Origin of the sequence: Massilia sp. BSC265, from assembly GCF_000740675.1 — a bacterium.
GTDB lineage: Bacteria > Pseudomonadota > Gammaproteobacteria > Burkholderiales > Burkholderiaceae_D > Telluria.
In genome coordinates this window covers 525,351-550,266 of sequence record NZ_JPXI01000042.1, presented here as the reverse complement: position 1 = coordinate 550,266, position 24,916 = coordinate 525,351, and the positions used below count along the sequence as shown (strand labels likewise).

The following is a 24,916-nucleotide window of genomic DNA, read 5'->3' as shown; positions in this document are numbered from 1 at the left end:
CTTGGCGCGCTACGTTAGAAACCGTGTAGCAGCGATAACGATTCTCTTTTACACTGGCGCAATGCAGATTGAAAATGCGCCAATATTAACCATCCAGCATCCAGACCGGGCCTCGGATACCGGCGCGGCCCAATCTGTCGTGGCGAGCGGCGTCTGGCAGGTACATACCTTGTCGCGCAAGGGCGTACTCAAGGGGATCACCCGCACCCTGGCCGCGCTCAAGCACAAGCAGACCCTCGACTGGGACCTCTCCAGCATCGAACGCCTCGACCATGTCGGCGCCCAGATGTTCTGGAACGCCTGGGGCAAGCAGCGTCCCGCGAATCTGAAGCTCGATCCGCAGCACGAGGAACTGTTCGGCCGCATCGAGAAGGCCGGCGCCATCAAGCTGCCGCGCCACAAGGTCAGCCCGCTGAACTGGCTGATCGTGCTGGGCGGCGGCGTCCTGTCGTTTTTCGAGCACCTGCGCGGTTTCGTCGGCCTGATCGGCCAACTGGTGCTGGACATCGGCCGCTTCCTGCGCCGCCCCCAGGCCGGGCCGTGGCGCGAGATCTCGGCCAACATCTACCATTCCGGTTTCCAGGCGCTCGGCATCACGGCAATGGTCGGCTTCCTGATCGGGATCGTGCTTTCTTTCCTGTCCTCGCAGCAGCTGCGCATGTTCGGGGGCGACATCTATATCGTCAACATCCTGGGCATGGCCGTGATCCGCGAGCTGGGCCCGCTGCTGGCGGCGATCCTTGTCGCCGGCCGCTCGGGCTCCTCCATCACAGCTCAGCTGGGCGTGATGCGCGTGACCGAAGAGCTCGACGCCATGCTGGTGATGGGGATCTCGCACGGCCAGCGCCTGATCATGCCGAAGGTGATCGCGCTCGCCATCTCGATGCCGCTGCTGGTGGTCTGGACCGATGCCATGGCCCTGATCGGGGGCATGGTCTCGGCCAAGATCGAGCTGGGGCTGTCGTTCCGCTACTTCATCCAGAAGCTGCCGGACGCGGTGCCGGTGGTAAACTACACGATCGGCCTGCTCAAGGGCTGCGTGTTCGGCATGCTGATCGCCCTGGTGTCCTGCCACTTCGGCCTGCGCATCAAGCCGAACACCGAGAGCCTGGGCCGTGGTACCACCACCGCCGTGGTCACGGCGATCACCGTGGTCATCCTGGCGGACGCGGTGTTCGCCATCATCTTCAACGACGTGGGGTTCTGATGGCGGACCTGAAAGAACGCGCGCCGCAGCGCCTGAACAAGCGCCCCGAGGAAGACGTCGGGCCGCCGGTGGTCGAGATCCGCAAGCTGTGGACGCGCTTCGGCCGCACCGTGGTGCACCAGGACCTGAACCTCGACATCTATGCGGGCGAGATCCTCACCATCGTCGGCGGCTCCGGCACCGGCAAGACCGTGCTGCTGCGCCAGATGCTGGGCCTGGAGCGCCCCTCCGAAGGCTGCGTGAAGGTGTTCGGCGAGGACATCAGCCAGGCCGACCCGGAACACCTGCAGCACATGCGCAACCACTGGGGCATGCTGTTCCAGCAGGGCGCGCTGTACTCGGCCTTGAGCGTGTTCGACAACATCGCCTTCCCGATGCGCGAGCTGCGCGCCCTGCCCGAGGACGTGATCCGCGACGCCGTGCTGCTCAAGATGGACATGGTGGGCCTCGGTCCCGAGCACGCCAACAAGATGCCGTCCGACCTGTCGGGCGGCATGGTCAAGCGCGCCGCCCTGGCGCGCGCCCTCGCGCTGGAACCGCGCTTATTGTTCCTGGACGAACCCACGGCCGGCCTCGACCCCGACCTGTCGGATGCCTTCGTGTCGCTGATCCAGACCCTGCACAGCGAACTGAAACTCACCGTGGTGATGGTCACCCACGACCTCGACACGCTGTTCGCGCTGTCGTCGCGCATCGCGGTGCTGGCCGAGAAGCACGTGCTGGCGGTCGGGCCGGCCTGCGACGTGCTGCGGGTCCAGCACCCGTTCATCAAACACTTTTTCCTGGGCCCGCGCGGCCAGCGGGCACTGGAAGTGCTCGAAGAGCGCCACGCCCAGAACGAATCGGAGGACTGAATATGGAAAACAGGTCGTATGCCCTGATGACAGGTGTCTTCACGATCGCCCTCGTGATTGCGGCCGTGCTGGCCGGGCTGTGGTTCAACCGCGACCGCACCGAGCTGCTGCCCTACGAGATCGTCACCACGCAGTCGATCCCGGGCCTGAATCCCCAGGCCACGGTGCGCTACCGCGGCCTGGAAGTGGGCCGCGTCGACGAGATCGTGTTCGACCCGCGCGTCACCGGCCAGATCCTGATCCGCCTGTCGGTCGAGAAGGATTCGCCGATCACCACCACCACCTTCGCCTCGCTCGGCTACCAGGGCGTGACCGGCATCGCCTTCATCCAGCTCGACGACGACCGCACCGGCTCGCCGCGTCTGGCCCAGCCCGACGACCGGCCGGCGCGCATCCCGCTGCGCCCGGGCCTGCTCGACATCCTGGAAAAGCGCGGCCTGGCCATCCTCGAGAAGACCGAGCAGATCACCGACAGCCTGGCCAAGATGGTCACCGACGAGAACCAGAAGACCATCGTCGGCGCTTTTGATAGCATCGGCAAGGCGGCCGACGCCTATGCCGCCATCCCGCAGAAGCTGGAGCCGACCATCGAGCGCCTCCCGGCGCTCACCGGCAAGCTGGAACGCAGCCTGACCTCCTTCGATGCGACCGCCTCCACCATCCAGGCCACCGCCAGCAGCTACGGCCAGCTGGCCAATCGCCTGCAGGCGCCGGACGGACCGCTCGAGCGCCTGAACGGCGCGGTCGGCTCGCTGCAATCCGCCACCAGCGAACTCGAACTCGAAACCCTGCCGCACGTCGTCCAGATGACGGACGAGGCGCGCGGCGCACTGCGCGCCGTGAAGCGCACCGCCACCTCGCTGTCCGACCGCCCGCAGAGCATCCTGTTCGGCGCCCCGAGCGCCCAGCCGGGTCCGGGCGAACCGGGCTTCGTGCCACCGACCAAATGAGGACCACCGTGACCGCTTATTTGCTTCGTTTCCCGATCCGCTCCCTGATTGCCCTCGCCGCCTCGAGCCTCATCCTCGCAGGCTGCGGCAGCACCAAGACCCAGGAAAGCACGAGCTTCGACTTTGGACCCGCAACACCCCTGCAGCAGGCCACGCCGGCGCCAGCGTCGATGCCGGCCCTGGTCGTGATCGACTTCACCGGCCCGTCCGCCCTCGAGAACGAACGCATGTATTACCGCCTGGCCTACGCCGACGCGCTGCAGGCACGCACCTATGCCCACAGCCGCTGGGCCAACGAACCGCTGCAAATGCTCACCCAGCGCGTCAAGACGCGCCTGGCGCAGTCCGGCATGAAGGTGCTGTCGGCCACCGACGCCTCGACCGGCGTGCCGCTGCTGCGCGTGGAAGTGGACGACTTCGTCCATGCCTTCAGCGGCGTCAACCAGAGCGAAGGCCGGATCACCCTGCGCGCCTCGCTGTTCAACGACCACCGCCTGCTCGACCAGCGCACCTTTACCCGCACGACGCCGGCCCCGAGCGCCGATGCCCCGGGCGGCGCGCGCGCCCTCGCCGCCAGCACCGACGCCGTAGCAAGCGACATCCTGGCCTGGCTGGCGACGGTCGACACCCGCAAGCGATGACCAAAGCCGACGTCGCCGTCGACCAGCGCGAGCGCCCGCGAGAAGGACGCGGCTCGCCGATCGCACGCGCGGCGCTGCTGGCCTACCTGCTGCTGATCGTCTACGCCAGCTGGTACCCGTTCGAGGGCTGGCGCAACAGCGGCGTGCCGCTGTTCACCTTCCTCAACCTGGTCAAGCCGCGCTACTGGACCGGCTTCGACGTCGGCGTCAACATCGTCGGCTACATCCCGCTCGGCATGCTGCTGGTGCTGTCGGTCTACCCGCGCGTGCGCGGCATCTGGGCGGTGCTGCTGGCAAGCCTGGGCGGCATCCTGGTGACGCTCACGATGGAAACGGTGCAGAACTTCCTGCCCAGCCGGGTGCCGTCCAACCTGGACCTGATCACCAATGCGGGCGGCTGCCTGGTCGGCGCGGTCCTCGGCGCCTGGTGGGCGCCGGGGCTGCTCGACCGCAGCCGCCTGTTCCAGCTGCGGCGCCGCTGGTTCGCGCCCTATGCCAGCCAGGGCCTGGTGCTGGTGGCCCTGTGGCCGCTGGCGCAGATCTACCCGCAAAGCTACCTGTTCGGCCACGGCCAGGTGCTGCCCATCGTATCAAGCTGGCTGTCGCGCTGGTTCGATACCGACATCGACCTGGTGAGCCTGCTACGCCCGGGCGAGGCCATGACGGTGGAGCAGTACTGGCTGTCCGAGACCATCATCACGGCCTGCGGCATGACCGGGGCCGTGCTCACCCTGATGTGCCTGGTGCGCCGCAACGCGCCACGCTTCCTCCTGATGGTGGCCTTCCTGGCCGTGGCGCTGGTGATGAAAGCGCTGGCAAGCTCGCTGCTATTCCGGCCGGATAATGCCTTCGTCTGGGTGACGCCCGGCGCGGAGGGCGGCTTCATCATCGGCATCATCATGCTCACCGGCCTGGTGTTCGCGCCGCAGGTGGCGCAGCGGCGGCTGGCGGTGGTGACGCTGGTGCTGAGCCTTATCGTGGTCAACACGGTGCCGGTCAATCCCTACTTCGTCTCCACCCTGCAGGGCTGGGTGCAGGGCAAGTTTTTGAACTTTAACGGCGCGGCCCAGTTCCTTTCCTTGACATGGCCCTTCCTGGCGCTGTGGTTCCTGCTGCTGCCCTCGCACCAGCTGAATCGCCCGGAACCGCGTCCCGGGGCGGCGGACGGGACGCCTTGAAGTATCATGGCGGCTTGCGACCATCTTTGACGAGAACGACATGAGCGACACGAACGACGCACCTTTCTACCAGCACCACGTCTTCTTCTGCATGAACGAGCGCGACGGCAAGGACGCGCGCCAGAGCTGCGGCAAGTGCGGCGCCGAGAAGGCGCAGAAGCACGCCAAGAAGCGCATCAAGGAACTTGGCCTGAACGGCCAGGGCAAGGTGCGCATCAACCAGTCCGGTTGCCTCGACCGCTGCGAGGAAGGACCGGTGCTGGTGGTCTACCCGGAAGGCACCTGGTACACCTATGTGGACAACGCCGACATCGACGACATCATCGACACCCACCTGGTGGGCGGCAAGGTCGTGGAACGCCTGAAGATCTGATCACCCCTGCAAGACTACCAAGCACGTAATGAACAAGTATTCGCACAAGTTTACCCTCGACGGCCACGCCGGCAAGATGCAGTGCATCCTCGACCTGCCGGAAGGCCAGCCGCGCGGCATCGCGCTGGTGGCACACCCGCACCCGCTGTACGGCGGCACCATGGAAAACAAGGTGGCCCAGACCCTGGCGCGCACTTTCGTCACCCTCGGCTATGCCACCGCGCGCTTCAACTTCCGCGGCGTCGGCGAGTCGGAAGGCGTGCATGACGACGGCCGCGGCGAGGTGGACGACATGGACATCATGTACCGTCACATGACCGAGCAGTACCCGGATTTGCCGGTGGCCCTGTCGGGTTTCTCCTTCGGCACCTTCGTGCAGGCCCAGTTCCAGCAGCGCCTGATCGCCGAAGGCCGCCCGGCCGAGCGCCTGGTGCTGGTCGGCACCGCCGCCGGCAAGTGGCCGATGCCGCCGGTCCCGGCGGACACCATCCTGATCCACGGCGAACTTGACGATACGATCACGCTGCAGGAGGTCTTCGACTGGGCGCGCCCGCTCGACATCCCGGTGACCGTGATCCCGGGCGCCGACCACTTCTTCCACCGCAAGCTCGGCCACATTAAAAATCTTGTCGTAGAAATGTGGCGGCGTGACATTTGAAGCTTTCGCTGTGCAATAATTAGGCTCTTCTCTTGAGGCAATACCCGAGGTGACATCACCTTGTATTGCCTTGCGCACTTCTGCATTGGCATTTTTTACAGACGAACACTCCCATGAAAAAACTGTTAGCGGCCGTGGCCGCCAGCCTGCTGATGGCTTCGGCCAGCGCACAGACCGTGCCGGCCCCGACCATCGCAGCCAAGTCGTGGCTGCTGCTCGACGCGACGAGTGGCCAGGTCATCGCTGCGCAAGACCCCGACGCCCGCATCGAACCGGCTTCGCTCACCAAGGTCATGACGGCCTACGTGACCTTCGCCGCGCTGCGCGACAAGCGCCTGACCCTGGACACCATGGTCAACGTCTCGGTCCGCGCCTGGAAAGTGGACGCGAGCAGCTCGAAGATGTTCATCGATCCCAAGGTCCCGGTGTCGGTCAACGACCTGCTGCACGGCCTGATGATCCAGTCGGGTAACGACGCGGCGGTGGCCCTGGCCGAAGCCGTGGCCGGCGACGAAGGCACCTTCGTCACCCTGATGAACCGCGAGTCCCAGCGCCTCGGCCTGAAGAACACCCGCTGGGCCAACCCGCACGGCCTGCCGGACGCGAACAACTACTCGACCGCGCGCGACCTGTCGCTCATGGCCGCGGCCGTGATCCGCGATTTCCCCGAGTTCTACAAGATCGACTCGATCAAGCAGTTCACCTACAACAAGATCACCCAGCAGAACCGCAACCGCCTGCTGTGGCTGGACCCGTCCGTGGACGGCATGAAGACCGGCCACACCGCGTCCTCGGGCTACAGCATGATTGCCTCGGCACGCCGCCCGAACGGCAATGCCGGCGAGCGCCGCCTGATTTCCGTGGTGCTGGGCACCGCCTCGGACGGCGTGCGCACCCAGGAAAGCCAGAAGCTGCTGAACTGGGGCTTCCAGAACTTCGACACCGTCAGGCTGTACTCGAAGGGCCAGGCCGTGGCGACCCCGCCGGTGTGGAAGGGTTCGGCTGCGGACGTGAAGATCGGCTTCACCCGCGACGTGCTGGTGACCGTGCCGAAGGGCGTGGCGGGCAAGATGAAGCCGGTCCTGGAGCGCAAGGATCCGCTGGTCGCGCCGCTGGCGCGCAATGCGCAGGTCGGCACGCTGAAGATGATGGTCGACGGCAAGCCGCTGCTCGCGTTGCCGGTGGTGACGCTGGACGAGGTGCAGGAAGCCAGCATCTTCGGCCGCGCCTGGGATTCGATGCGCCTGTGGATGCAGTAATTCCCTGAGCATTCAGGAAAGCCCGCCCGTGCGCAAGCCGGGCGGGCTTTTTGTTTTTCGGTGCCGCTATAATCGTGCAATCCTGTCCATCCGAAAGCGCACGATGACCACCCTGCTCCCTGCCGACCTGCACTGCCCCCGCATCACGACCCGTGAAGGGGGGCTGGAACTGTCCCGCATCGTGGCCGGCATGTGGCGCATGAACGCCTGGGGCATGTCGGTCGAGCAGCGCGTGGCCTTCATCGAGCAGTGCATCGAACTGGGCGTCACCTCCTTCGACCACGCCGACATCTACGGCAACTACGGCGTCGAAGGCGTGTTCGGCGAAGCCCTGCGCGCCCAGCCTTCGCTGCGCGGCCGCATCGAGCTGGTGAGCAAGTGCGGCATCAAGCTGGTATCAAACAAGCGCCCGCAGCACGGCATCCAGCACTACGACACCACCGCCGCCCACATCGTCGCATCGAGCGAAGAATCGCTGCGCCAGCTGCACACCGACCATCTCGACCTGCTGCTGATCCACCGCCCCGACCCGCTGATGGACTTCGACGAGATTGCCGAAGCCTTTACCCGCCTGCAGCAGGCCGGCAAGGTGCGCCACGTGGGGGTCTCGAACTTCACGCGCCACCAGTTCGAATGCCTGAACCGCCGCGTGCCGCTCGCCACCAACCAGGTCGAGTTCTCGCCGATGTTCACCGCGCCGATGTTCGACGAGACCTTCGACGGCATGCAGGACCTGCGCATCGCGCCGATGGCCTGGTCGCCGCTGGGCGGCGGGCGCCTGTTCACGTCAAGCGACGAGCGCGCCGTCGAAGTCCGTACGGTCGTCCAGGAGGTCGCCGACCGCATGGAAAAGCCCTTCGCCAGCGTGCTGTTCGCCTGGATCCTGCAGCTCCCGAGCCGCCCGATCCCGCTCACCGGCACCGGGCGCTTCGAAGCGATCCGCGAAGCGGTGGCGGGTACCTCCTTCCGTCTCGAGCGCGGCGACTGGTTCCGCATCCTGCGCGCCGCGCGCGGGCACGAGGTCGCATAAAGTCCAAGGTCGACGACGATGGCCGAGATCCCGTTGAAGATCCTTGACGGCAGCGCCCTTACCGCGCAGCAGAAGAAAGACCTGCTGAACCGGCTGGCACGCATCGAGGGCCAGCTGCGCGGCGTGCAGAAGCTGATCGCGCTGGCCGCGGCCCCCTCGGACGTCGATGCGGTGGCCCAGCAGATGGCGGCGGCGCGCAAGGCGCTCGACCGCTCCTTCGTACAGTTGCTGGCGGGGGCGATCCAGACCCAGTCCGGCAATGCGGCCGACCTCGACGAGGCGCAGGCACGCGTTGCGCACCTGGCGGCGATGCTCGACAAGTTCGCTTGATCGCTTTTCGTAGGGTGGGCGGGTCTCCCGCCCACGCGGTGATAGTTACCTAGTGAAAGCCGCGACCGGATGATCTTGCAGCCACGTGAACGCGTGGGCGGCATAGCCGCCCACGCGTTCAATCCTCGTACACCTTCGGCGGCGCGATGCCCGTCCAGCCGGTGCGCCATGCGATATTCAGCAGCAGGGTCGCGCACACGTACAGCAGGAAGAACAACACGAAGAAACGCGTCTGCAGGATGGCCAGCAGCACCAGGCAGACCGCCAGCAATCCCAGCATGACCTTGCCGCGCGGGTGCTTCGAGCTCGGGAAGCGGATGGTCGACACCATCAGCGTGCCCACCGCGAGCATCAGCGCGATGATCCCGAAGCACTGCGCCATGGTGGTGGCGGGATCGGGCCAGGCCACCACCACCGAGGCCACGCAGGCCGCGCCGGCCGTGATCGGCATGCCGACGAAGTAGCGCGGGTCGGTGCGGCCGACCATGACGTTGAAGCGCGCCAGGCGCAGCGCGCCGCAGGCGACGAACACGAAACAGGCCAGGCCGCCCATGCGCACCAGGGTCGGGTGCGCGGCGCCCATTTGGGCAAACCCATAGCAATACAACAAGAGGCCGGGGGCGCAGCCGAAGTTCATCACGTCGGCGATCGAATCGAGCTGCACGCCGAAGCTGGATTGGGTCTTGGTGACGCGCGCGACAAAGCCGTCGAGGGCATCGAACACGCCGGCCAGCACCAGCAGGATCGCCGCCAGGCGGTAGTCCGCCGGGGAGCCGATGTGCGCATTGTCCACCGAGATCACGATGCTGCCGAAGCCGCAGGCGATCGACAGCAGGGTCACGAAACTTGGCAGGGCGAACTTGGCGCGCGCGAGGCGCTGCCGGCTGGTGGGCTTGGTCGACAATTGATGACTCGGCAATAGGATCGATAGCTTATTCTACAGGGAGCGAAATATGCCGGCCGTCACGCAACACGGCGCGCGGCGCGTGCCTCTTTTTTGCTCTAGAATGTGACTTCGTTTCACAGTATTGACAGGAGTTGCAACATGAGCTATATGCCTCGCTGGCGTTCCCTCATCGCCCTGCTTGCGGCTGCATCGACCCTGGCCGCGTGCGGAGGCGGCGGCGGCGGCAGCGCAGGCGTCGCGGCCAACCCGGTTGCGGTCAACCCGCCGGCCAACATTCCCCCGTCCATCGTACCCGACGCCGCTGCGCCCACGGCGACCGGCGACATCGCCGTCGATGGCCGCAACTGGATCAATTACCGCCGCATCCAGGCCGGCGTGCCGGCCGTGGCCGAGAATGTGCTGATCAACCGCGCGGCGCTGGGCCACTCCGAGTACCTGCGCACCAACAACGTGATGAGCCACGACCAGACGGTGGGCAATCCCGGCTTCACCGGCGTCACCCTGAAGGACCGCCTGAACGCGGCCGGCTACACCATCCCTGCCTCCGGCTATGCCTATGGCGAGATCATCTCCGGCGTCACCAACGGCACCGGCTTCTACATGGCCGAAGAACTGGTCACCGCGATCTATCACCGCTTCGTGATGTTCGAGCCGAAGTTCCGCGAGATCGGCACCGGCGCCGCCACCTCCGCGCGCGGCTACAACTACTTCACCGCCGACTTCGCGACCCGCGGCGGCTTCGGCCCCGGCATCGCCGCCAACACCATCGTGACCTGGCCTTTCAACGGCCAGACCGGCGTGGTGCCGAACTTCTTTAGCGACACCGAGGAACCGGATCCGGTCCCGAACCTCAACGAGGTGGGCTACCCGATCAGCGTGCACGCGAACATCGACGCCCCGCTGACGATGCAGACCTTCACGGTGCGTCCGCGCGGCGGCGCCAACCTGCAGGTGCAGCTCGTGAATTCCTCGGCCAACGCCTCGCAGCGCACCGCGATCGCGATCGTGCCGCTGGCGCGGCTGGCGGCCGCCACCACCTACGACGTCAGCTTCTCCGGCACGGTGAACGGCACCCCCGTGACCCGGGACTGGTCGTTCACGACGCGGTGAGCCTGTCCCCCGCCCCAGCCGTACCGGACGTCTTGGCGCCCGCTACGGCTTTCATGCAGGCGCTCGATACTGCCGCGGGTCTCGACCGGATGATGGGCGACCAGGCGATGTACCTGCGCGTCCTCATCCGTTTCCGCTCCGACTACGCCGACAAGGTCGCGCACCTGCGCGCCGCGCTGGCCGCCGGCGATGACACGCTGGCGTACCGCATCGCCCATACGCTCAAAGGCGCGGCCGCCATGATCGAGGCACGCGTCCTGCGGGTGCTGGCGATGGAAGTCGAACAGCTGCTGCGTGCAGGCAGGCCGCTTGACGCGGCACTCCTCGACCGGCTGGAAGCGGAACTGGCGCGGGTGATGGCGCAGGTGGAGTCCATGGTGGCTGGGCCGGCTGGCGGCAGTCCGGAATCGGGCGATATGTTGCTGGCGGAAGCCGATCTCGCACGCCTGCACAGCCTGCTCGATCACGGCGACAGCAGCGCCCAGGATGTCATTGCGAAGAAGCGCTCCGGATTGCGCGCGCGCCTGGGTGCGGCGCGCATGGCGGAACTGGAGTCGGCGGTGGCGGCCTTCGATTACGAGCGGGCGCTGTCCGTCCTGGGCGCCGCATGAAGGCGCCAGCACGATCCGCCTAGCGGGTGAATTCCGCTTCCTCGTCGAAGGAAGAGGCACAGCTCTTGCCGCAGAAGCGGCGCACGCTGTCGAGCGGTTTCTCGCAGTACCAGCATGAGCCCTTCGCAGGCAGGCTCGCTCGCGCAGGCATCCCTGGGGTACCGATGGCCACTGCGGCCAGCACTGGCTCGGCAGCCAGCCCATTGTCCGGAAAACTTTCCTGTGTCGTTTCCAAGATCCACCCCCTACACGACAGACTGAAGTGCAACCAAGATTACTTCAGCGGAACATCGTGCCCATGAGAAACCTCAAGCGCGGACCGCGGCGGATTCGCGCCACGGCAGTTCTGTGCAATTCCACTCCGTCCCAGTGTGCGCCGAATGGTCGGGCTCTGCAATCCTCGCATGCGGATTCGGCTTGCGAACAACACCCGTCCAAGGGACTTGCATTCCATCTAGCCAATGTGAGCGCCACGCGACGACAGGATGCGCAAAATATAACGTATTGCTAATTTTTCGTACGCACGCAAACGTGTGCGTGGCGGAAATGCGACTCGGCGCTACTTTGCTGGTTCCAGCGTCACCAGCAAACCAGAACGTGTGGTTTCGATCCGGGTCGGAATGAACTGGACGCCGGCATAGCGCAGGTCCTGCGTGTCGAAGGTATAGACCGGCGTGTCGCGCACGACGGTGTCGATGAGTGCACTGGCGATGCGCGCGATCTGGCGCTCGGCCTCGGGATTGGCGCCGATCGTCACGCGGTCGACGCGCGGCTCGGCCATCATCACGGCGGGGCGGCCGGGATCGACGTAGAGCCGTCCGGAGAAGGCCAGGCTGCCGGCCCAGGTGTCGCGTGCGAAGGGCGGCGAGACCGAGGCCTCCAGCGCCAGCGCGACACGATCAAGCTCCGGCTGGATCGCCAGCTGCGGGCGCTGCAGGCGGATGTCGAACAGGCCCATCAGGGGATGGCTGAGGGGGAAGCGGCGTTCGAGGCCGGCCTGCAGCTTGTGCAGGGGGATCTCGACCTTGCGCGGCCCGCTCAAGGAGGCGCAGGAAGACAGCAGGACGCAGGCAGAAAGTAGCAGCCCTCCCTGCATGAGTCGCCGCCGCTTGCTGCAGTAGTTGTTCGCCATCGTCCCTGCCCTCCTGTCCAGTCTGTTAGCTAAAGCCTAGCATGCCGCAATCCGGGGCGCAGTGACGATACGATGCGTCCCTGTTACTTCCCGATGCAGAATGTTGAGAGGTGATGGTACTCTGAGTAGAAATCCATATATTCTCGCTAACTTTTCACTTTTGTGTACCAAAGCGTGTACCAAAAACCCCGCCCATCTATACGAACACTTTCAACGCTCCCCTTCTGGTAACCGTCTGCCCGCCTTACAGGGACAACAGCTGAATAGCCTCAAGCAATCTGGCCCAGGATTTCCAAATCGTTGCGACTCAAAGGCAGGAAGTCATCTACAGTGCGTCGAGACAGTAGCTTACGAGAGCCATTCGACGCTGCTACAGAAGTTTTTGGTAACCGCTTCAGCTGAAGCGAAATGTCCGTTAACTAGTTTTGGCTGAAGACCCGATCGATGGCCCAGGCTACCACTCTAAAAGCGGTCCAGTCCGGCAGGTGGCGCTTTACCGATGCGCTCCTTGACCTTTTTCCATTTCGTCACTCCTGGCTGCGCGGCCTCAAGTTCGGGGCCGAAATCCTCTAACCGAACATCAAATACTGATACGGCCAGCTGATTGCCCCCATGAGAGTGGGAAATGAGACGCTGGTGCTCTTTGTCGTAGGGTGCTTGAGCAGTAGATCCACCAAACTCGCCGATGTTTGCAATTAAGATGTGTTGATACATGTGGTAGCGCAACGCTGCGACCATGCCGTCAAAAGTCTTTACGTCCTTGTTCATGGCCGACACAACGTACATATGACTTTCATTGCGCAGATCAGCGGCAAGTGAGAGGTCCGTTGCGTCGAAGCAAATTGAACCCGTTAACCTATACGGCAAACTGGCCAGCGCGCTTGAACTAAAAAGCTCGATAACAACTTGATATGGTCGCCATGGCTTTATCCCTAAGTCATGCTCTTCGGGGGTAAGATTGAACTTCCCTTGATCGACCTCCACCCAAGAACGGCGGCCCGCTCGGCGCTGCGGAACTAGCCATCTAGCCGCATTGATAGGCTCGCCATTTGTTGGATCTTTCGCCCCTAAAAGTCCGTAGAACAACATCGCACCAGTTGCGTCAGAGAACGCCCGCATAAGGTCTTGGTCGTCGACGTGAATGCTGAGCTCAGGAAACACGACAAGATCAAAGTGGGGCTTAGTTGAGGTTCCCAATACATAGTCGCGTGCAGCTAAATGTTTTTGTGTAAGATGTAGCAACGCCGCTGTGTGATTTCGATGCTTCTCGCGATAGCCAAAAACATCAAGGCCTGCTAGCCCGTGGTCAAAATGTTGGTGGAGGGGCATTAGTCCCTGAACCATTGCAACACGCAATCCGCGAGCTGAGTCTAAGGGCCATTCGACTGGATAGCGATAAACGGGCAACTGGCTGCTAGCGCCATAAAGCTTCCTTTGGACTTCGATGCGCTTTTTGATAACGTTGTCGAAATCACGTCGCGTTTTAATAGTGGATGACTCTTGGCTCTGCCGCTCGGCTATGCCGGGCCATCGCAACAGGTGCAGCAGCAAGTCTGAAAACCAAGGCGTTATAGCCGCGGTGGTACCTCTCAAACCTTCTGCTGAATGGATCATTCCCATACGGCGCTTTTGCCATGTGCTCGTCAGCCCACGGTACCAGCCCACATCTTCCCTTGTAAGCCAATGACGCGCGGTGAAGTCCGGCTCTCCGGTAGCAGCAGCGCGCAGCAAGCGTCCAAACGCATACATCCACGCATCTTCGGGACGACACCACGATGGTGTCTCGTATGTACCATCTGTTGTTTTAAGCGACTCAACAGCTTGCGCGCTGAGAGTAGCAGTGCCCGGGTTGCTCAACTGTTCCCAGTTGTCAGATCGAACCTGCACATTCAATGGCGTAAGTAGCTCTGGAGCGAACGCCCGAACGGTTCGCGATTGGCCTAGTGCTTCAGCAAGCTTAAGCAGCGCGTTCTCTTGGCTGAAGAATTGCGCAGGATGTGTTATGACGGTCAGAAGTGGTAACCACTTTTTTGTCGGCAGAGGTTCGGTACCGCCGGACCAGCGTTTATCTTCAAAACGGATCAGGTACTTCGGCGCCCATTCAAACATAGGCACCATGGCATTTCGCTTTGAACTAAGTAGAAATCTCAATAATTGCGGCGATGTTTCAGCTACGATTTGCCAAGCTCTTGAAACTTGCTTCTTGTTTCTCTTATCGCCAAAGCTAATGAACCAGTCTACATAGTGCTTTTCTTCTCCTAGTAACTAGTGCCCAACTAGCGCTACCACGACTTCTTCCTCAACGGTTATATCTTTCGCGTAGGACTTAGCTTGGACAAACGAATGGAGGGCTCTATGGAATCGAAGCTCGGGTGCCGCCTGAGGCAGCGTAGCTGTTTTACCAACTGATGCTAAAAAAAGGCTAGCCTGTTGTTGGACGTACCAAGGCGCTTCTACCCTGCCTAGGGTGCGTGACGCAAGGTTCGCGAGCGCGATGCGATAGCTGTCTACATCAGCGATCCTGAAATTCAGGTCTCGCTTAGACTCTCTTCCAGTTTCGGTTGCTCCAGCTTTAAACATGTCTGCGAGAACGTAGTAAGCAACTCTGCGTCCAAACTCAGAATTCTGCTGAGAATCGTCCAGCTTGCTCATTAGTGCCTGCTCTACAGGCTCCAATAGCTCCGGACTAGGCCAAAGGTCCAACGCATATCTGAGCACCTGCACGAGCGAAGGGTTCATCGCCCATGCCGAGACTAAACGTCGGGACGCCGATTGGAATTCATGCCGTAACGCATCAGCCGTACTTTCGCCTTCAATAGATCCAGTTAGGTCAGTCATCCTACGCCTCTCCCGTAAGGAGCGCACCAGACGATAGGCCGAGAAGCGGGTCAGTGTGTCATCCCGCACCTCGTGCTTTAATGATGCCAACGTCGCAAGACGGAGACTCCCCTGTACTTGCTTTTCTTCCTCGATGAGGCCAAGCTCTGCTAATGATAAAAGGCCATTGAGACCTATTTCGGCCTGGCGTAAAGAGTCGAGGTCGAACGGACCACTTAACTGATGCTGAAGCGTTTTCATACGCGCCCCAATGCCAGATTCTGTGCCAATCTCAACGAGGGACTCCAACTGCGTTTTTTCCTCATTAAGCCGCAGATGAGCACCAGAAACACCGGAAGGTGTAGTGTGCTTTTTAAGAATACCCTGAACCCAGACGCTGATATCTCCTCTTAATTTAGCAACGTTGCTCGGAGTATCCTCATCACTATCAACTGATATGACCAGCCTTAGGTCATCGACGTAACGGCAATAGTCGTGAACGCGAAAACTCCTCCCCCGGGGCTTTCGATCTATGAAAGAACCGATTTCGCGATCAAATTCTAATAGGTAAGCGTTTGCAAAAAAACCACTAGCGACTAATCCTTGGGGAAGCCCCATAGGAAGTTTGCCACCTCGAAATAGTGGCGCAAGGGCGAGATCGTCATCGCGCCATCTAAAACTCAAAGACCTCCGAACAATTTCCCAGAATGCGCTGTCTGCACGCTGTCGGTCCCCATTCTGCTCGACGTAAAAATTCTCGTAGGCTGCCTCCAACTTATTAACGAGCAATGGGATGTCTATGTTGTCATAGAAGGCTGTGAGATCCATGCTAACGACGAAAACTTTGGAGTCTCCGCCAATATTCAGACTCTTCGCAACTGCCAATGGCCGCTCAACATATTGTTGGTAATCTTGGAAATACCTGCTGTACGTGTTTGAATTCCCCCAGGGAAAAGACGCGACGGTGTGGTTTTTGGTCCAGCTGCAAAAAAGCCTGTTTCCATAACTGAAAACGTTCTGTGCCGCGGCTTTCTCGACAGGTATAGAAGTGTCTCCTTGAGCCGATTCGATGCAGTCTGCCAAGCAGAGCATGACAGCTGTCGCTACCGTTTGCTCCCTTACGCCGATGTGAGCAAGAGGTCTTAACACTGGAGCTTGGTCATGTTCGGCGCGCCGGGGCTGCCATCCACCTTTAGACTCAGGCTTGAAACACCATAAGCCATTTTTTGGCGCTGGAACGAGCCATGCTGCAGATGTCTCATATTCGCCGGCTGCGATCGCGTTGGACCATTCAATGAGGTTTTCCGATAAGCAGACGCCAGACGCATCAAGCTCCAAAACATCTGCGTACCAATTGTGGCGCCGAACAAAAGTGTGAGTCTTCTTCCAAGCTTGAGCAAGAACCACTGTATCTTGAAGCACCTTTGCTTGTGGAGACAGCTTTTCGTATCGGGAGTCTACAACGGCCACATTCCACCTCTAAATAACAACGTATCAAAATTAAACATCTCGTCGCCAGGTTGGCAACGCTTCAAATTATCCACTGCGATCGCAGCAGTGCCCGTTTCAAATTTGCACGAATTGTCTAGCTCTACATGTATTCAGCAGTGTTGCCAGTAAATAGCAACTATCAGCGTCAAATTCATCAAATGACACATGCCAAATTGACAAAGTCTTAGTCAGGCCGCTATGGTAGAAATTTCTCAGCGCCCAGTGCTTTGCGGTCAGCAATCAAAAAATTCTCGCCCCCTCCTGCGCCTAAGCTAAGGCAAATGAACGGCTTACATTTTCGCCTTGATAACTGAAAGTATTGAGTAGAAGTCATTCATTTCGTGGAGCGGAAGGTATATTTTGTTCACTGCGCCTCTAACTCCACCTTGTTTGTTGCGGTCTCCATCGACTATCTTGCGCTGATAATCGACCTGGCTCTTCTGATGCCGGTAAACCTGTGTCGATGGCATCCAGAATATTCCCTTAATGCATGGGAGATCGTACCAGTACACATAGATGCAATTGTTTTCACCTATGTTATTCGAGGCCACCAATTCTTTTTGTTTATTTAGCTTTTTCCCATGATCCAGAGTGAGCGAGTGCGAATAGCACTCATAGCTTCGGTCCGCCTTTTTCGATATATTTATAAAAGGCCTGAATATTACCTTTAACTCCATCCACATAATTGACTTTTTATTATATTTAATTAAAAAGTCTGGATTGTGCATATTCTCTAAATCGGCCCGCTCAATCGTTGCACCCGCACATTCTTTATCCAGGACAAATTGAAAAAACTCTTCAAATGAATCCTCAAGTTTTTTTCCTACCTTCACATCCTCGTCTTTATCGATATTTTTCGATGTCGACAAATGGAAATTGGCACAAGTTCTGCAAATTTTTCCTCCTGGGCGTCTTTTTGCTGCAAACCCAAGATTAAACACCTCAATTTGATCAAGATAAAGGGTTTTATAAAAACCTTCTGTTTCCGGAGCTTTGCGAAATAAGCGACTGTGCTTTGCAGGGACTGAGTTGATGAGATCCTTGTCCAAGTAGTCAATAAGATGTTGATAATATCTAAACGACCATCGGTGATTTGGCATATTGGTTTATTTAACTTGAACGACAGTTTTCGAGTTATCTCGCTTTATGCGAAATCGGCCCCAGTATGGACGCTGATAACAATGGCTCATACTCACTAAAGACACTTACTCCTGCTTGTCATGGAATATTAGTAGTGTCAGGAGAACCCGTAGCTAAGATTCGACATATGTCTTCCGTAGACCAGGCTAACCTTCCATTCAAACGAATGGGGCATAGCGGCCCATCTTCATAGCATGCCCATTTGCGAAGCGTTTGTGGCTTTCTATTTAGCAATGCCGCAGCAGTAGAGGTGGTAACGTGACTGCTCAGTTTGTGGGAAGTTGAACATGGCAGAAACGGCGGCACGGGCTCTGTCGCCTTTTGTTTCGAAGAATTCATGTCGGCTAGTCTCAGTTCGACTTGGCTAAGTCTATCTTCCAAGCAAGCAATATAAGCTGCAGCTCTATTTAGGGCACTGGCCGCTTGTCGTAACGAGTCTGAATAGCTGCCGCTACATGAATCAGGTGACGGCATCACTTCTTGTTTAATTTGACCTTCGTTCAAGTTGGCTCCGACTTACTGTTTATCTGAATCCTGATGGGCCTGTAAGCCAAAACGATACATCGGAGGTGCTTGGTAGTTCGAAACAGGCATACTAACAAATAGCTATATTCCACGCGGGATAACAGAGATTCCGCCTACAGATTAGATTACTGGCCCTGGATTTCGCCCGATCGTTGTAGCAACAATCTCAGAAGCCTTTAAAAATTTGTCGATGATGCATGTAGCTCACGGGATCAAGATCTACTCGCAATAGGCTAGGTCAAAATTCGCATAAACATTTCCGTCAAATACTTTTCACCCCCCTCTTCCATAAAGAGCACATGCCGATCTTCTAGTTCTGCTTTCTTTCCGGGATCCCCTATGTTCAGAAGATCTGAGAATTTTGTCGGGGATAGGACAAAGGCGTTCAACACTAGGGGTGGCTCGCCTGGTTTTACTTGACTTGCAAGCGTCGTCTCTAATTTTTTTACTTCATTGTAGAGCCCCAGTTTTGGGTCTGATAGATCAAGATTACGGAGGCCTTTTGGATCAACTAACGTCAGCCACTGCTTTCCAGTTGTGTCGTCTACTAGCCACAGCAAGAAGTCCGGATAAAAGTTGCCAGCTAGGGCAAACCCTAAGCCTTTCTCTTCACGATCGGCATTACGCAGCAAATACAAACTGCGCGGACCGATGATGGACTTTCCATTCGGAGACCTGTAGAACGCCTCAAGGTCGCGGATAAACTCCCGTTCGCTCGGCGCATCAAGTGCCAACGGCCGCATCTTGAGAGGCACTGCGTCTTTGTCATCTATTGCCAAGAGTGGATAGTAAAGGTGACGATCGAAGCTGATAGCGACCATGTGAGGAGCGTTCCAGTTGCTGGCCTCGCCGATTTTGCCATCCGCCACAAGCTTTTTTAGTACTTCCAACTTTTTTTGGTATTCCAGACCATCATCATTATTTTCGATCTCGAACTGGTAGAGCTTCAGCATCGAGCCATGGTCTTCGTCGATATGGGTGATATCGTAGAACTGCCCTTCGTAACCTGTCTTTAGCGCTTTATAAAAGCGATCGGTGTAGTCGATGAGCAACCGTACCAAAATGTCTTCCTGCTTGCGGATGTCGCTGAACGCGCTTACGTCAAGCTCCGATACGGGAATGAACAACGTGTACCAGGTGGACGTGCCGGCGCAAAAGTCGATAAGTTTCTGACGGTCCAACCGCAAATTACTCCAGCTCCGGTGCAGTTTGTGTTCCTGCAGAGCCAGGTAAATGCGATCCCAATCAAAGAAGGAGAACAGGCTGGAGTTGAGCTTACCCTTGTGGCGAACCTCAGCCCCGGTTAACGCAGACTTCTCCTGCGTCGCCAAAGCCTCTACACGGGGATAAAGGTCTAGCACCACGTGCGGCAACTTAATCTTGCCTTGAAATTGCACAGGGATCTCGTACAGCCAGGGGAAGTGCGTGCGCTTGAAGCCGAGTTTCTGATTGTCCTTGTAACCGTCCCTTAGCGCCAAAGTCTTAAGCTTCTGACTTGGCAAATTGGCCCTTGTAGGAAAGTCCAGCTCTAGCACTTCGTCGCTTGGGGTGATCCCTTCCTCACGTAAATAGTCCTTGAAAGCGGCCATGTAGCTGGCGCGTACGCCAAAGATGTTGAGCGCCTCTAGCTTATCTAGATGGACTCCCTTGGGACGGTCCTGCGGTAGAGTCCGCTTAAGCGAGAAGCCTTTTCCCTTGAGTCGTACTCCGCGTCCAAACAACTGGATGATTTGCGACCCTTCCCCCTGCCCCATGTTTAAAAGACCCATCGTAGAAACACGCCAACTGCTCCAGCCTTCGGTAAACTTGCGTGAGCCGATCAATAGGTTGAGCCGACTGTCCTTGTTGTTCAGCGTACCGAACAGCGCGCCGCCGAAGTCGTCACGCTCATTGTCGAATGTTTCTGCCTCTTCGGCCATTCCAAAGAAACCGGCGTCGTCACCAATGCTGATGAGGCCAAAGGGTTTAGCGACGCCCACACGCAGCGCCAGCTCACCCTTGCTACTCTTCATGTTAACTAGCTTTAGCCGTTGCCGTGCCGACGCATTGAACACGCGCTGCAGGATATCGGCATACAGCGCATCTACCTTGTCCGTGAATCCCATCAACGGCGCAAAACGGCCTTTGAAAATGTTGTTGCCGTTGGCGTCTAAAATTTGCGCACGGTCAGAGATCAAATCGGACAGCCAAGTCTTGACCTGCCCCTCGTTATTTAAGAAGTCGGCGAGGAAATTCACAACCTCAAGAATGTCAGACTCTTCGCCCAAGACAGTGTTACCCACGAACACCCACAGCGGCTTCTCGATATTGAAGTCGGTCAACTTGTCGCGGTGGGTGCTCCATAACCAGAGCTGCTGATAGAACGCCAGTAGACATGCAGTAAAGTACTTCCGCGCGTTGTCGGCTTGTTCGTAAGCTCCTCCATTCATATTGAGAATCAGCGATTCCTTACCGTAGCCGTCCTCGTAAAAGAACTTGTACGAATAATCGAACAAGATGCATTTGGCGTAGATCTCGCGTGTAGCGGTAATGCGAGCCCGGCGCTTATCCTCAGCTGTTAGGGCAAGTTGCGCCAACTGAACGGTGTCCAGCTTCTTCAGGCTGGACGTATCGAACAACATCTTGGCGCGTTTTTTCTGGATATCTTCTTCTGCTGCCGCTACCGTCATGCCCCTAGCTACTGCCTGTCCGAAGGTGGCCGAGTACTCGAAGGCGAAACCACCTCGCACCAGCGCGTCGCGCCTTGCCATCCAGGCGCCCGCTGCAGTGCCAGTACCACGGTGGCCCTCGTCGACTAGTACCAAGTTGTTGCCTTCGAAAGCATCAACGGAAACGGTCTTATCGCCCATCTCATCACCTAGTTTGTTGATGTCGATAATTTCAATGCTGCCCCTAGCCGGACTCTGTGCCTTGTTAAAGAACTGAGCAAAGCTGAAGCCTGACAGATGCAATTCATCTAGGTGCTGACGCGACAATCCCTCGTTGGGGGTGAGCAGGATAATCTTGCTAGGATAATGATCATGGCGACCGGCCTGAAAGTAATGCAGATATTGCCGGATGTTGACGTGCAGCAGAAGTGTCTTGCCGCTGCCGGTAGCGTTCCAGAAAGCGATCTTATTTAGATCATCTGCATCAAAATCGCGGAAACGCTCAGCTCCGCTCTCCAAGCGGTAACGCACCATCTCCTCGTTAAGGCCATCAAGCAATGCCTGACGCTTGTCGAAATACCAATTAAGATAGATTTCGGTGAACAGCAGCGACAAGTACTGGAAGTACTTCATCTGCAACTCATGGCCTTCCAGTTTGTTGCGTCGCTCAGTAATTGCTTGCCAGTGACTGACAATGGAAATGTCGTAGCGCCGCAGTTCGGCTTCTGCCATAAGGTTGGGGTTGAACAGACCTCGGACCAGTTCATGGAAAAATACGGTCTGCCCATCTTCGTCAATGCCTTCGTACCGGTCATCGCCCAGTCTCAGCTTGAGCTCGCTCAGATGTTCGGCATTGAAGAAGCGCAGCATCCAACGGTTGAGCACTAGCTCCTGATGGAAGTTACGCTTTTTCTTTGTGGTTTTGGAAGAGCGCGCCATTAGTTCTGCTCCACCGAGAACATGCGCTGCAGAAACTCTGGCTCGATCTGGCGCAGCTTCAATGCTCGGGTGGCGCCCCCTTCATCTAACGTCTGCGTCAGCAAGGTAGCAATATTGTGGTCGCCGTTGAGGTAAACCACATCGAACTCATTGTCCGCCGGGTTAATAGCCAACTTGTCGCAAAGCTTGGTTACACCTTCGTAGTCTAACAACTCGCAATCGCGCCATAATACCAAGCAGCTTTCCCCGTTAGGGAGCGTGCCGCTAACGGTAACAAAGCCGCGCTCTGGCTGAGCATCAGTGTGCTTGACCCGCAAACCTATTAGGTAGTTGAAGGTTTCTACTAAATCGACGCTACGCGGCTCAAACGCGCCGGCCGAATCCACAGCTACGTTAAGGGTAAAGTCGAAGGGCTTTCTGAAGTCGTCCACTGACAGCAGGGAATCGCGGCTTTCCACATTCAACATATAGTGCAGTAAATAATCGTCTTTCGCCTGCTCGGGTAGCTTACTAAGCAGATCGCCCTGCGCCGGCGTACGGTGGAGTTGTAAGTTGTTTAGGGTGTCTTCATAGCTTTCGAGCTTGATGACTTTGAAGCAGTAGGAAATACCAGTCTCTGGGGCGGTAGGTTTTCCGCCCTTCCACTGAGTGGAGTAGACGGCCTTGATCGTCCTCGGTTTGGTCACTGTCTCGAAGTACTCTCCTTGTTCGACAAGCATGAAGCCCAGCTTGGGGTTCGCACCTACTCGTAGAGCCTCCCGTCGCAACTCTATTACCGCATGGGCAGTCGTGCCGCTACCACCAAAGTAGTCCAGAACTACGTCGTCGTCCTCGGCTTTTGCCGCTAGCGAAATGCATTTCTTTACTAAGTGAATCGACTTCGGGAAATCGAAGCGCTTCTCACCGAGCATGTCGATGAGCAAACTGTTGCCGTAGTTGCCGGCATCAAACTCGCCACCGCTCCAGACTGTTTTTGGCACGGTCTGCTCATGGGTAACGAAAAGATCCCAGTCGTTCCCAACCTTAATTGCGGCGATACGGTCGAGGTTCTGGCGAATCGAGTCGAGACCGAAATTCCAACGCCGCTCGACACCCTCTTGATCAATCGGCCACACTTCGACGCGGCCGTCGGGGAAATGGACGTTCTTGCCAGAAGGATGGAAATCGTCATCTGGCACTGAGCCAATATCAATGACTTGCCCGTTCATGACATAAATTGGATAGAACGAGGGCCGGCGGTCAATGCGGCGCGAATTCTCGCCCCATCGACGCATCTTACGTGGGGTGTCGTTCTCTTCTAACGTTCTGGCGATACCTGACAAGCCGTCGCGAGTCAGGAACAAAGCATATTCATGAGTTCGATTGAAATTCTTTGTAATTGATCCTTTTGGATTATGGACGACGGTAACTTTAGAAAGCGTATGAGAGGGTGCCACCTGCTCCATAACTTTAGAAAGGTTAACCATTTCAGAGTCGTCGATCGCCACAGTTTTCACACCGTCGTATTTGAGTAAGCTCATGCCTTTTTGCAGACGATCCTGCAGCAAGCTCATCCAAGACGAGTGCCTGTATTCATTCTTGTATAGGATTGGAGTGGAATTCGTGTTGTAGGGCGGATCGATGTAGATATACTTGACCTGCTGGCGGTATTTTTCCTGAAGGAAACTTAGAGCTTGGAAATTGTCGCTATGAATGAGCAGGCCATTGACATCATCGTCAATAGACGATAGTTGTTGAAGCAGCGTAGCCTTGAACTTCGCTACAAATAGACTGGTATCCACCATTCGATACGGCGCAGCCTTCAAATCCTCCAGTGTCCCCGTGGCATTGCCATCCCACATTCCTAGCTGCTTCCATTGTTCCCACTGTCGCTCGTTCGCTAGGATCTCGGGCCAAAGTATTTCCGGCACCCGATCCAGCGTTATGCAGTAATGGCTAGACACAACGAACTTCTTTTTCAGCCATAGCTTCTTTTGAAAATCTTCCAACTGTGCCAGGAAGGCGATTAACTCCAGCGCAATCGCACGAAGGCACTGGATCATACGCAGATTTTTTTCGATACCGGCAAAGGCCTCAATGTTCTGTATATCGTCGAGATGCATGACCTCGTTCTTGATATAGAAGTCGAGCTCGCGGCGCAGAAAACTACCCAGATCCTTGTGAACGAAATAGTCGGCAGCGTTCTTGGTCGTGTAGTCGGTAATGTGCTTTTCTAGCAGGGTGCGCTGTGGGTTCTTCTCGGTAGGCGCACGGTTGCTTAAATCCAGCCAGCGTGCCTTGACGGCAGCATCATCAAGGATGGCACTCACCGCCTTAGCGGCTAGCGAATCCTGCCTCGTGCCTTTAGGCTGCACAGCGTATTCGAAGCGAATGATTAGCTCGCTGCCCACTTCCTCCACGGGCAGTAAAACTTCCTCGTATTCATCCCCATCTTCACCGATGCGGGTAACTGTTTTCTGCTCAATGAGGGCAAAGCGGCGTTCCTTGTCGTTGTCCTTACGATTGTCCTTTGCCGTGTCGGCGGAGATCAGGCGGAAATGCACAACACGGCCTGGTTTGTCACCTTCTTCCGTTAACTTGAAGCTATAGTTTGCAAAGTTCTCGCCGCTTTTGGTGTAATACTGGTCCTTATTGGCCCAGTGCAACATGACCTCCTCGCCTGCGTACGGGATGGCGTAAGTGTCTCCTTTGTAACGACGCTGGCTAATAAAATCACCGTTGTTGTAGTAGCGCGAGAAGAAGCTCAGCAGATGCGAGAAAACCGCATTTTCGTGCTCATTGCCGCCAGTAGAAGCCTTCCTAAGTCTTGTGCGAAGCTCGACTACCTTAGGTACGCTGTCGGAGCTGACGCCTAAGGCTTGTGCATTTCTTTCAGCCTCTCGCAGTTCGGCTTCGAGTTGCTGACTGCCCGTGGTATGGCCGGCAGTCAAAACCGCCGACACCTTTTCGGCCAGTCTATTTTCTAGATAATCGTTGATCTCACCGGCACGGGCGTTGAGAATTCGGTAAATACCAAAGTCCAGCTCTGGGCGATCTATTTGAAAAATCTCGCGAAGTTTGGCGACGAGTTCCTGGAATTTCGGGTTTTGTTTTGTGCTCATGATCCGGTTTCAATT

The 24,916-nt window shown here is 57.9% G+C and carries 20 protein-coding genes; 12 read left to right on the top strand and 8 right to left on the bottom strand.

The window, feature by feature from the left end:
* Nucleotides 1-61: 61 nt before the first annotated feature.
* The 10 genes from MA09_RS23450 (at nucleotide 62) to MA09_RS23405 (ending at nucleotide 8,480) form a co-directional block, all read left to right on the top strand.
* The gene (locus tag MA09_RS23450) at nucleotides 62-1,207 is read left to right on the top strand and encodes an ABC transporter permease (RefSeq protein ID WP_036253651.1); all 1,146 of its coding nucleotides are present in this window, start codon (nucleotides 62-64) and stop codon (nucleotides 1,205-1,207) included.
* Complete coding sequence (locus MA09_RS23445; RefSeq protein ID WP_036253649.1) at nucleotides 1,207-2,061, top strand: ABC transporter ATP-binding protein; 855 nt, start codon at nucleotides 1,207-1,209, stop codon at nucleotides 2,059-2,061. The genes MA09_RS23450 and MA09_RS23445 overlap by 1 nt, the downstream gene beginning before the upstream one ends.
* Before the next feature lie 2 nt (nucleotides 2,062-2,063).
* Nucleotides 2,064-3,011 carry an MlaD family protein gene (locus MA09_RS23440; protein WP_036253647.1) on the top strand — a complete coding sequence of 316 codons (948 nt, stop codon included), beginning with the start codon at nucleotides 2,064-2,066 and terminating at the stop codon, nucleotides 3,009-3,011.
* Between the two features lie 8 nt (nucleotides 3,012-3,019).
* Complete coding sequence (locus tag MA09_RS23435) at nucleotides 3,020-3,652, top strand: ABC-type transport auxiliary lipoprotein family protein (RefSeq protein WP_307184589.1); 633 nt, start codon at nucleotides 3,020-3,022, stop codon at nucleotides 3,650-3,652.
* Entirely contained in the window at nucleotides 3,649-4,830 is a 1,182-nt protein-coding gene (locus MA09_RS23430) for a VanZ family protein (protein WP_051933733.1), read from the top strand. Before MA09_RS23435 ends, MA09_RS23430 begins: the two co-directional genes overlap by 4 nt.
* A gap of 40 nt (nucleotides 4,831-4,870) precedes the next feature.
* Nucleotides 4,871-5,203 (top strand): ferredoxin, encoded by a 333-nt coding sequence (locus tag MA09_RS23425; protein WP_036253641.1) that lies wholly within the window; start codon nucleotides 4,871-4,873, stop codon nucleotides 5,201-5,203.
* Between the two features lie 28 nt (nucleotides 5,204-5,231).
* A complete protein-coding gene (locus tag MA09_RS23420; protein WP_036253638.1) occupies nucleotides 5,232-5,861 on the top strand; it encodes an alpha/beta hydrolase in 630 nt (209 codons plus the stop codon).
* Between the two features lie 113 nt (nucleotides 5,862-5,974).
* Nucleotides 5,975-7,120 carry a D-alanyl-D-alanine carboxypeptidase family protein gene (locus MA09_RS23415; RefSeq protein ID WP_036253635.1) on the top strand — a complete coding sequence of 382 codons (1,146 nt, stop codon included), beginning with the start codon at nucleotides 5,975-5,977 and terminating at the stop codon, nucleotides 7,118-7,120.
* A gap of 103 nt (nucleotides 7,121-7,223) precedes the next feature.
* Nucleotides 7,224-8,150 carry an aldo/keto reductase family oxidoreductase gene (locus MA09_RS23410; RefSeq protein ID WP_036253632.1) on the top strand — a complete coding sequence of 309 codons (927 nt, stop codon included), beginning with the start codon at nucleotides 7,224-7,226 and terminating at the stop codon, nucleotides 8,148-8,150.
* A gap of 18 nt (nucleotides 8,151-8,168) precedes the next feature.
* Nucleotides 8,169-8,480 carry a metal-sensitive transcriptional regulator gene (locus MA09_RS23405; protein ID WP_036253630.1) on the top strand — a complete coding sequence of 104 codons (312 nt, stop codon included), beginning with the start codon at nucleotides 8,169-8,171 and terminating at the stop codon, nucleotides 8,478-8,480.
* 118 nt (nucleotides 8,481-8,598) lie between these two features.
* Here MA09_RS23405 and pssA read toward each other — a convergent pair whose 3' ends face one another.
* Entirely contained in the window at nucleotides 8,599-9,384 is a 786-nt protein-coding gene (gene pssA, locus MA09_RS23400; RefSeq protein WP_036253628.1) for a CDP-diacylglycerol--serine O-phosphatidyltransferase, read from the bottom strand.
* Between the two features lie 141 nt (nucleotides 9,385-9,525).
* Between pssA and MA09_RS23395 the strand changes: the two genes are divergently transcribed.
* The gene (locus tag MA09_RS23395) at nucleotides 9,526-10,497 is read left to right on the top strand and encodes a CAP domain-containing protein (protein WP_036253627.1); all 972 of its coding nucleotides are present in this window, start codon (nucleotides 9,526-9,528) and stop codon (nucleotides 10,495-10,497) included.
* 53 nt (nucleotides 10,498-10,550) lie between these two features.
* The gene (locus MA09_RS23390) at nucleotides 10,551-11,108 is read left to right on the top strand and encodes an Hpt domain-containing protein (RefSeq protein WP_036253625.1); all 558 of its coding nucleotides are present in this window, start codon (nucleotides 10,551-10,553) and stop codon (nucleotides 11,106-11,108) included.
* Between the two features lie 19 nt (nucleotides 11,109-11,127).
* On the opposite strand, the gene MA09_RS23385 is transcribed toward MA09_RS23390, so the two are convergent.
* The 7 genes from MA09_RS23385 to MA09_RS23355 form a co-directional block, all read right to left on the bottom strand.
* On the bottom strand, nucleotides 11,128-11,343 hold the full coding sequence (locus MA09_RS23385) for a hypothetical protein (RefSeq protein WP_036253623.1): 216 nt from the start codon (nucleotides 11,341-11,343) through the stop codon (nucleotides 11,128-11,130).
* Nucleotides 11,344-11,667: 324 nt separating this feature from the next.
* Nucleotides 11,668-12,240, bottom strand: coding sequence for a DUF1439 domain-containing protein (locus MA09_RS23380; protein WP_051933731.1), 573 nt, complete (start codon nucleotides 12,238-12,240; stop codon nucleotides 11,668-11,670).
* Nucleotides 12,241-12,702: 462 nt separating this feature from the next.
* Nucleotides 12,703-14,358, bottom strand: coding sequence for a hypothetical protein (locus MA09_RS24760; protein ID WP_152594773.1), 1,656 nt, complete (start codon nucleotides 14,356-14,358; stop codon nucleotides 12,703-12,705).
* Nucleotides 14,359-14,505: 147 nt separating this feature from the next.
* Nucleotides 14,506-16,527, bottom strand: coding sequence for an RNA-directed DNA polymerase (locus tag MA09_RS24755; protein ID WP_152594772.1), 2,022 nt, complete (start codon nucleotides 16,525-16,527; stop codon nucleotides 14,506-14,508).
* A gap of 311 nt (nucleotides 16,528-16,838) precedes the next feature.
* Nucleotides 16,839-17,597 carry a hypothetical protein gene (locus tag MA09_RS23365; protein WP_152594771.1) on the bottom strand — a complete coding sequence of 253 codons (759 nt, stop codon included), beginning with the start codon at nucleotides 17,595-17,597 and terminating at the stop codon, nucleotides 16,839-16,841.
* Between the two features lie 849 nt (nucleotides 17,598-18,446).
* A complete protein-coding gene (locus tag MA09_RS23360; protein WP_036253616.1) occupies nucleotides 18,447-21,800 on the bottom strand; it encodes a DEAD/DEAH box helicase family protein in 3,354 nt (1,117 codons plus the stop codon).
* Nucleotides 21,800-24,901, bottom strand: a complete 3,102-nt coding sequence (locus tag MA09_RS23355) for a DNA methyltransferase (protein ID WP_051933729.1) — start codon at nucleotides 24,899-24,901, stop codon at nucleotides 21,800-21,802. Before MA09_RS23355 ends, MA09_RS23360 begins: the two co-directional genes overlap by 1 nt.
* Between the last annotated feature and the right edge of the window lie 15 nt (nucleotides 24,902-24,916).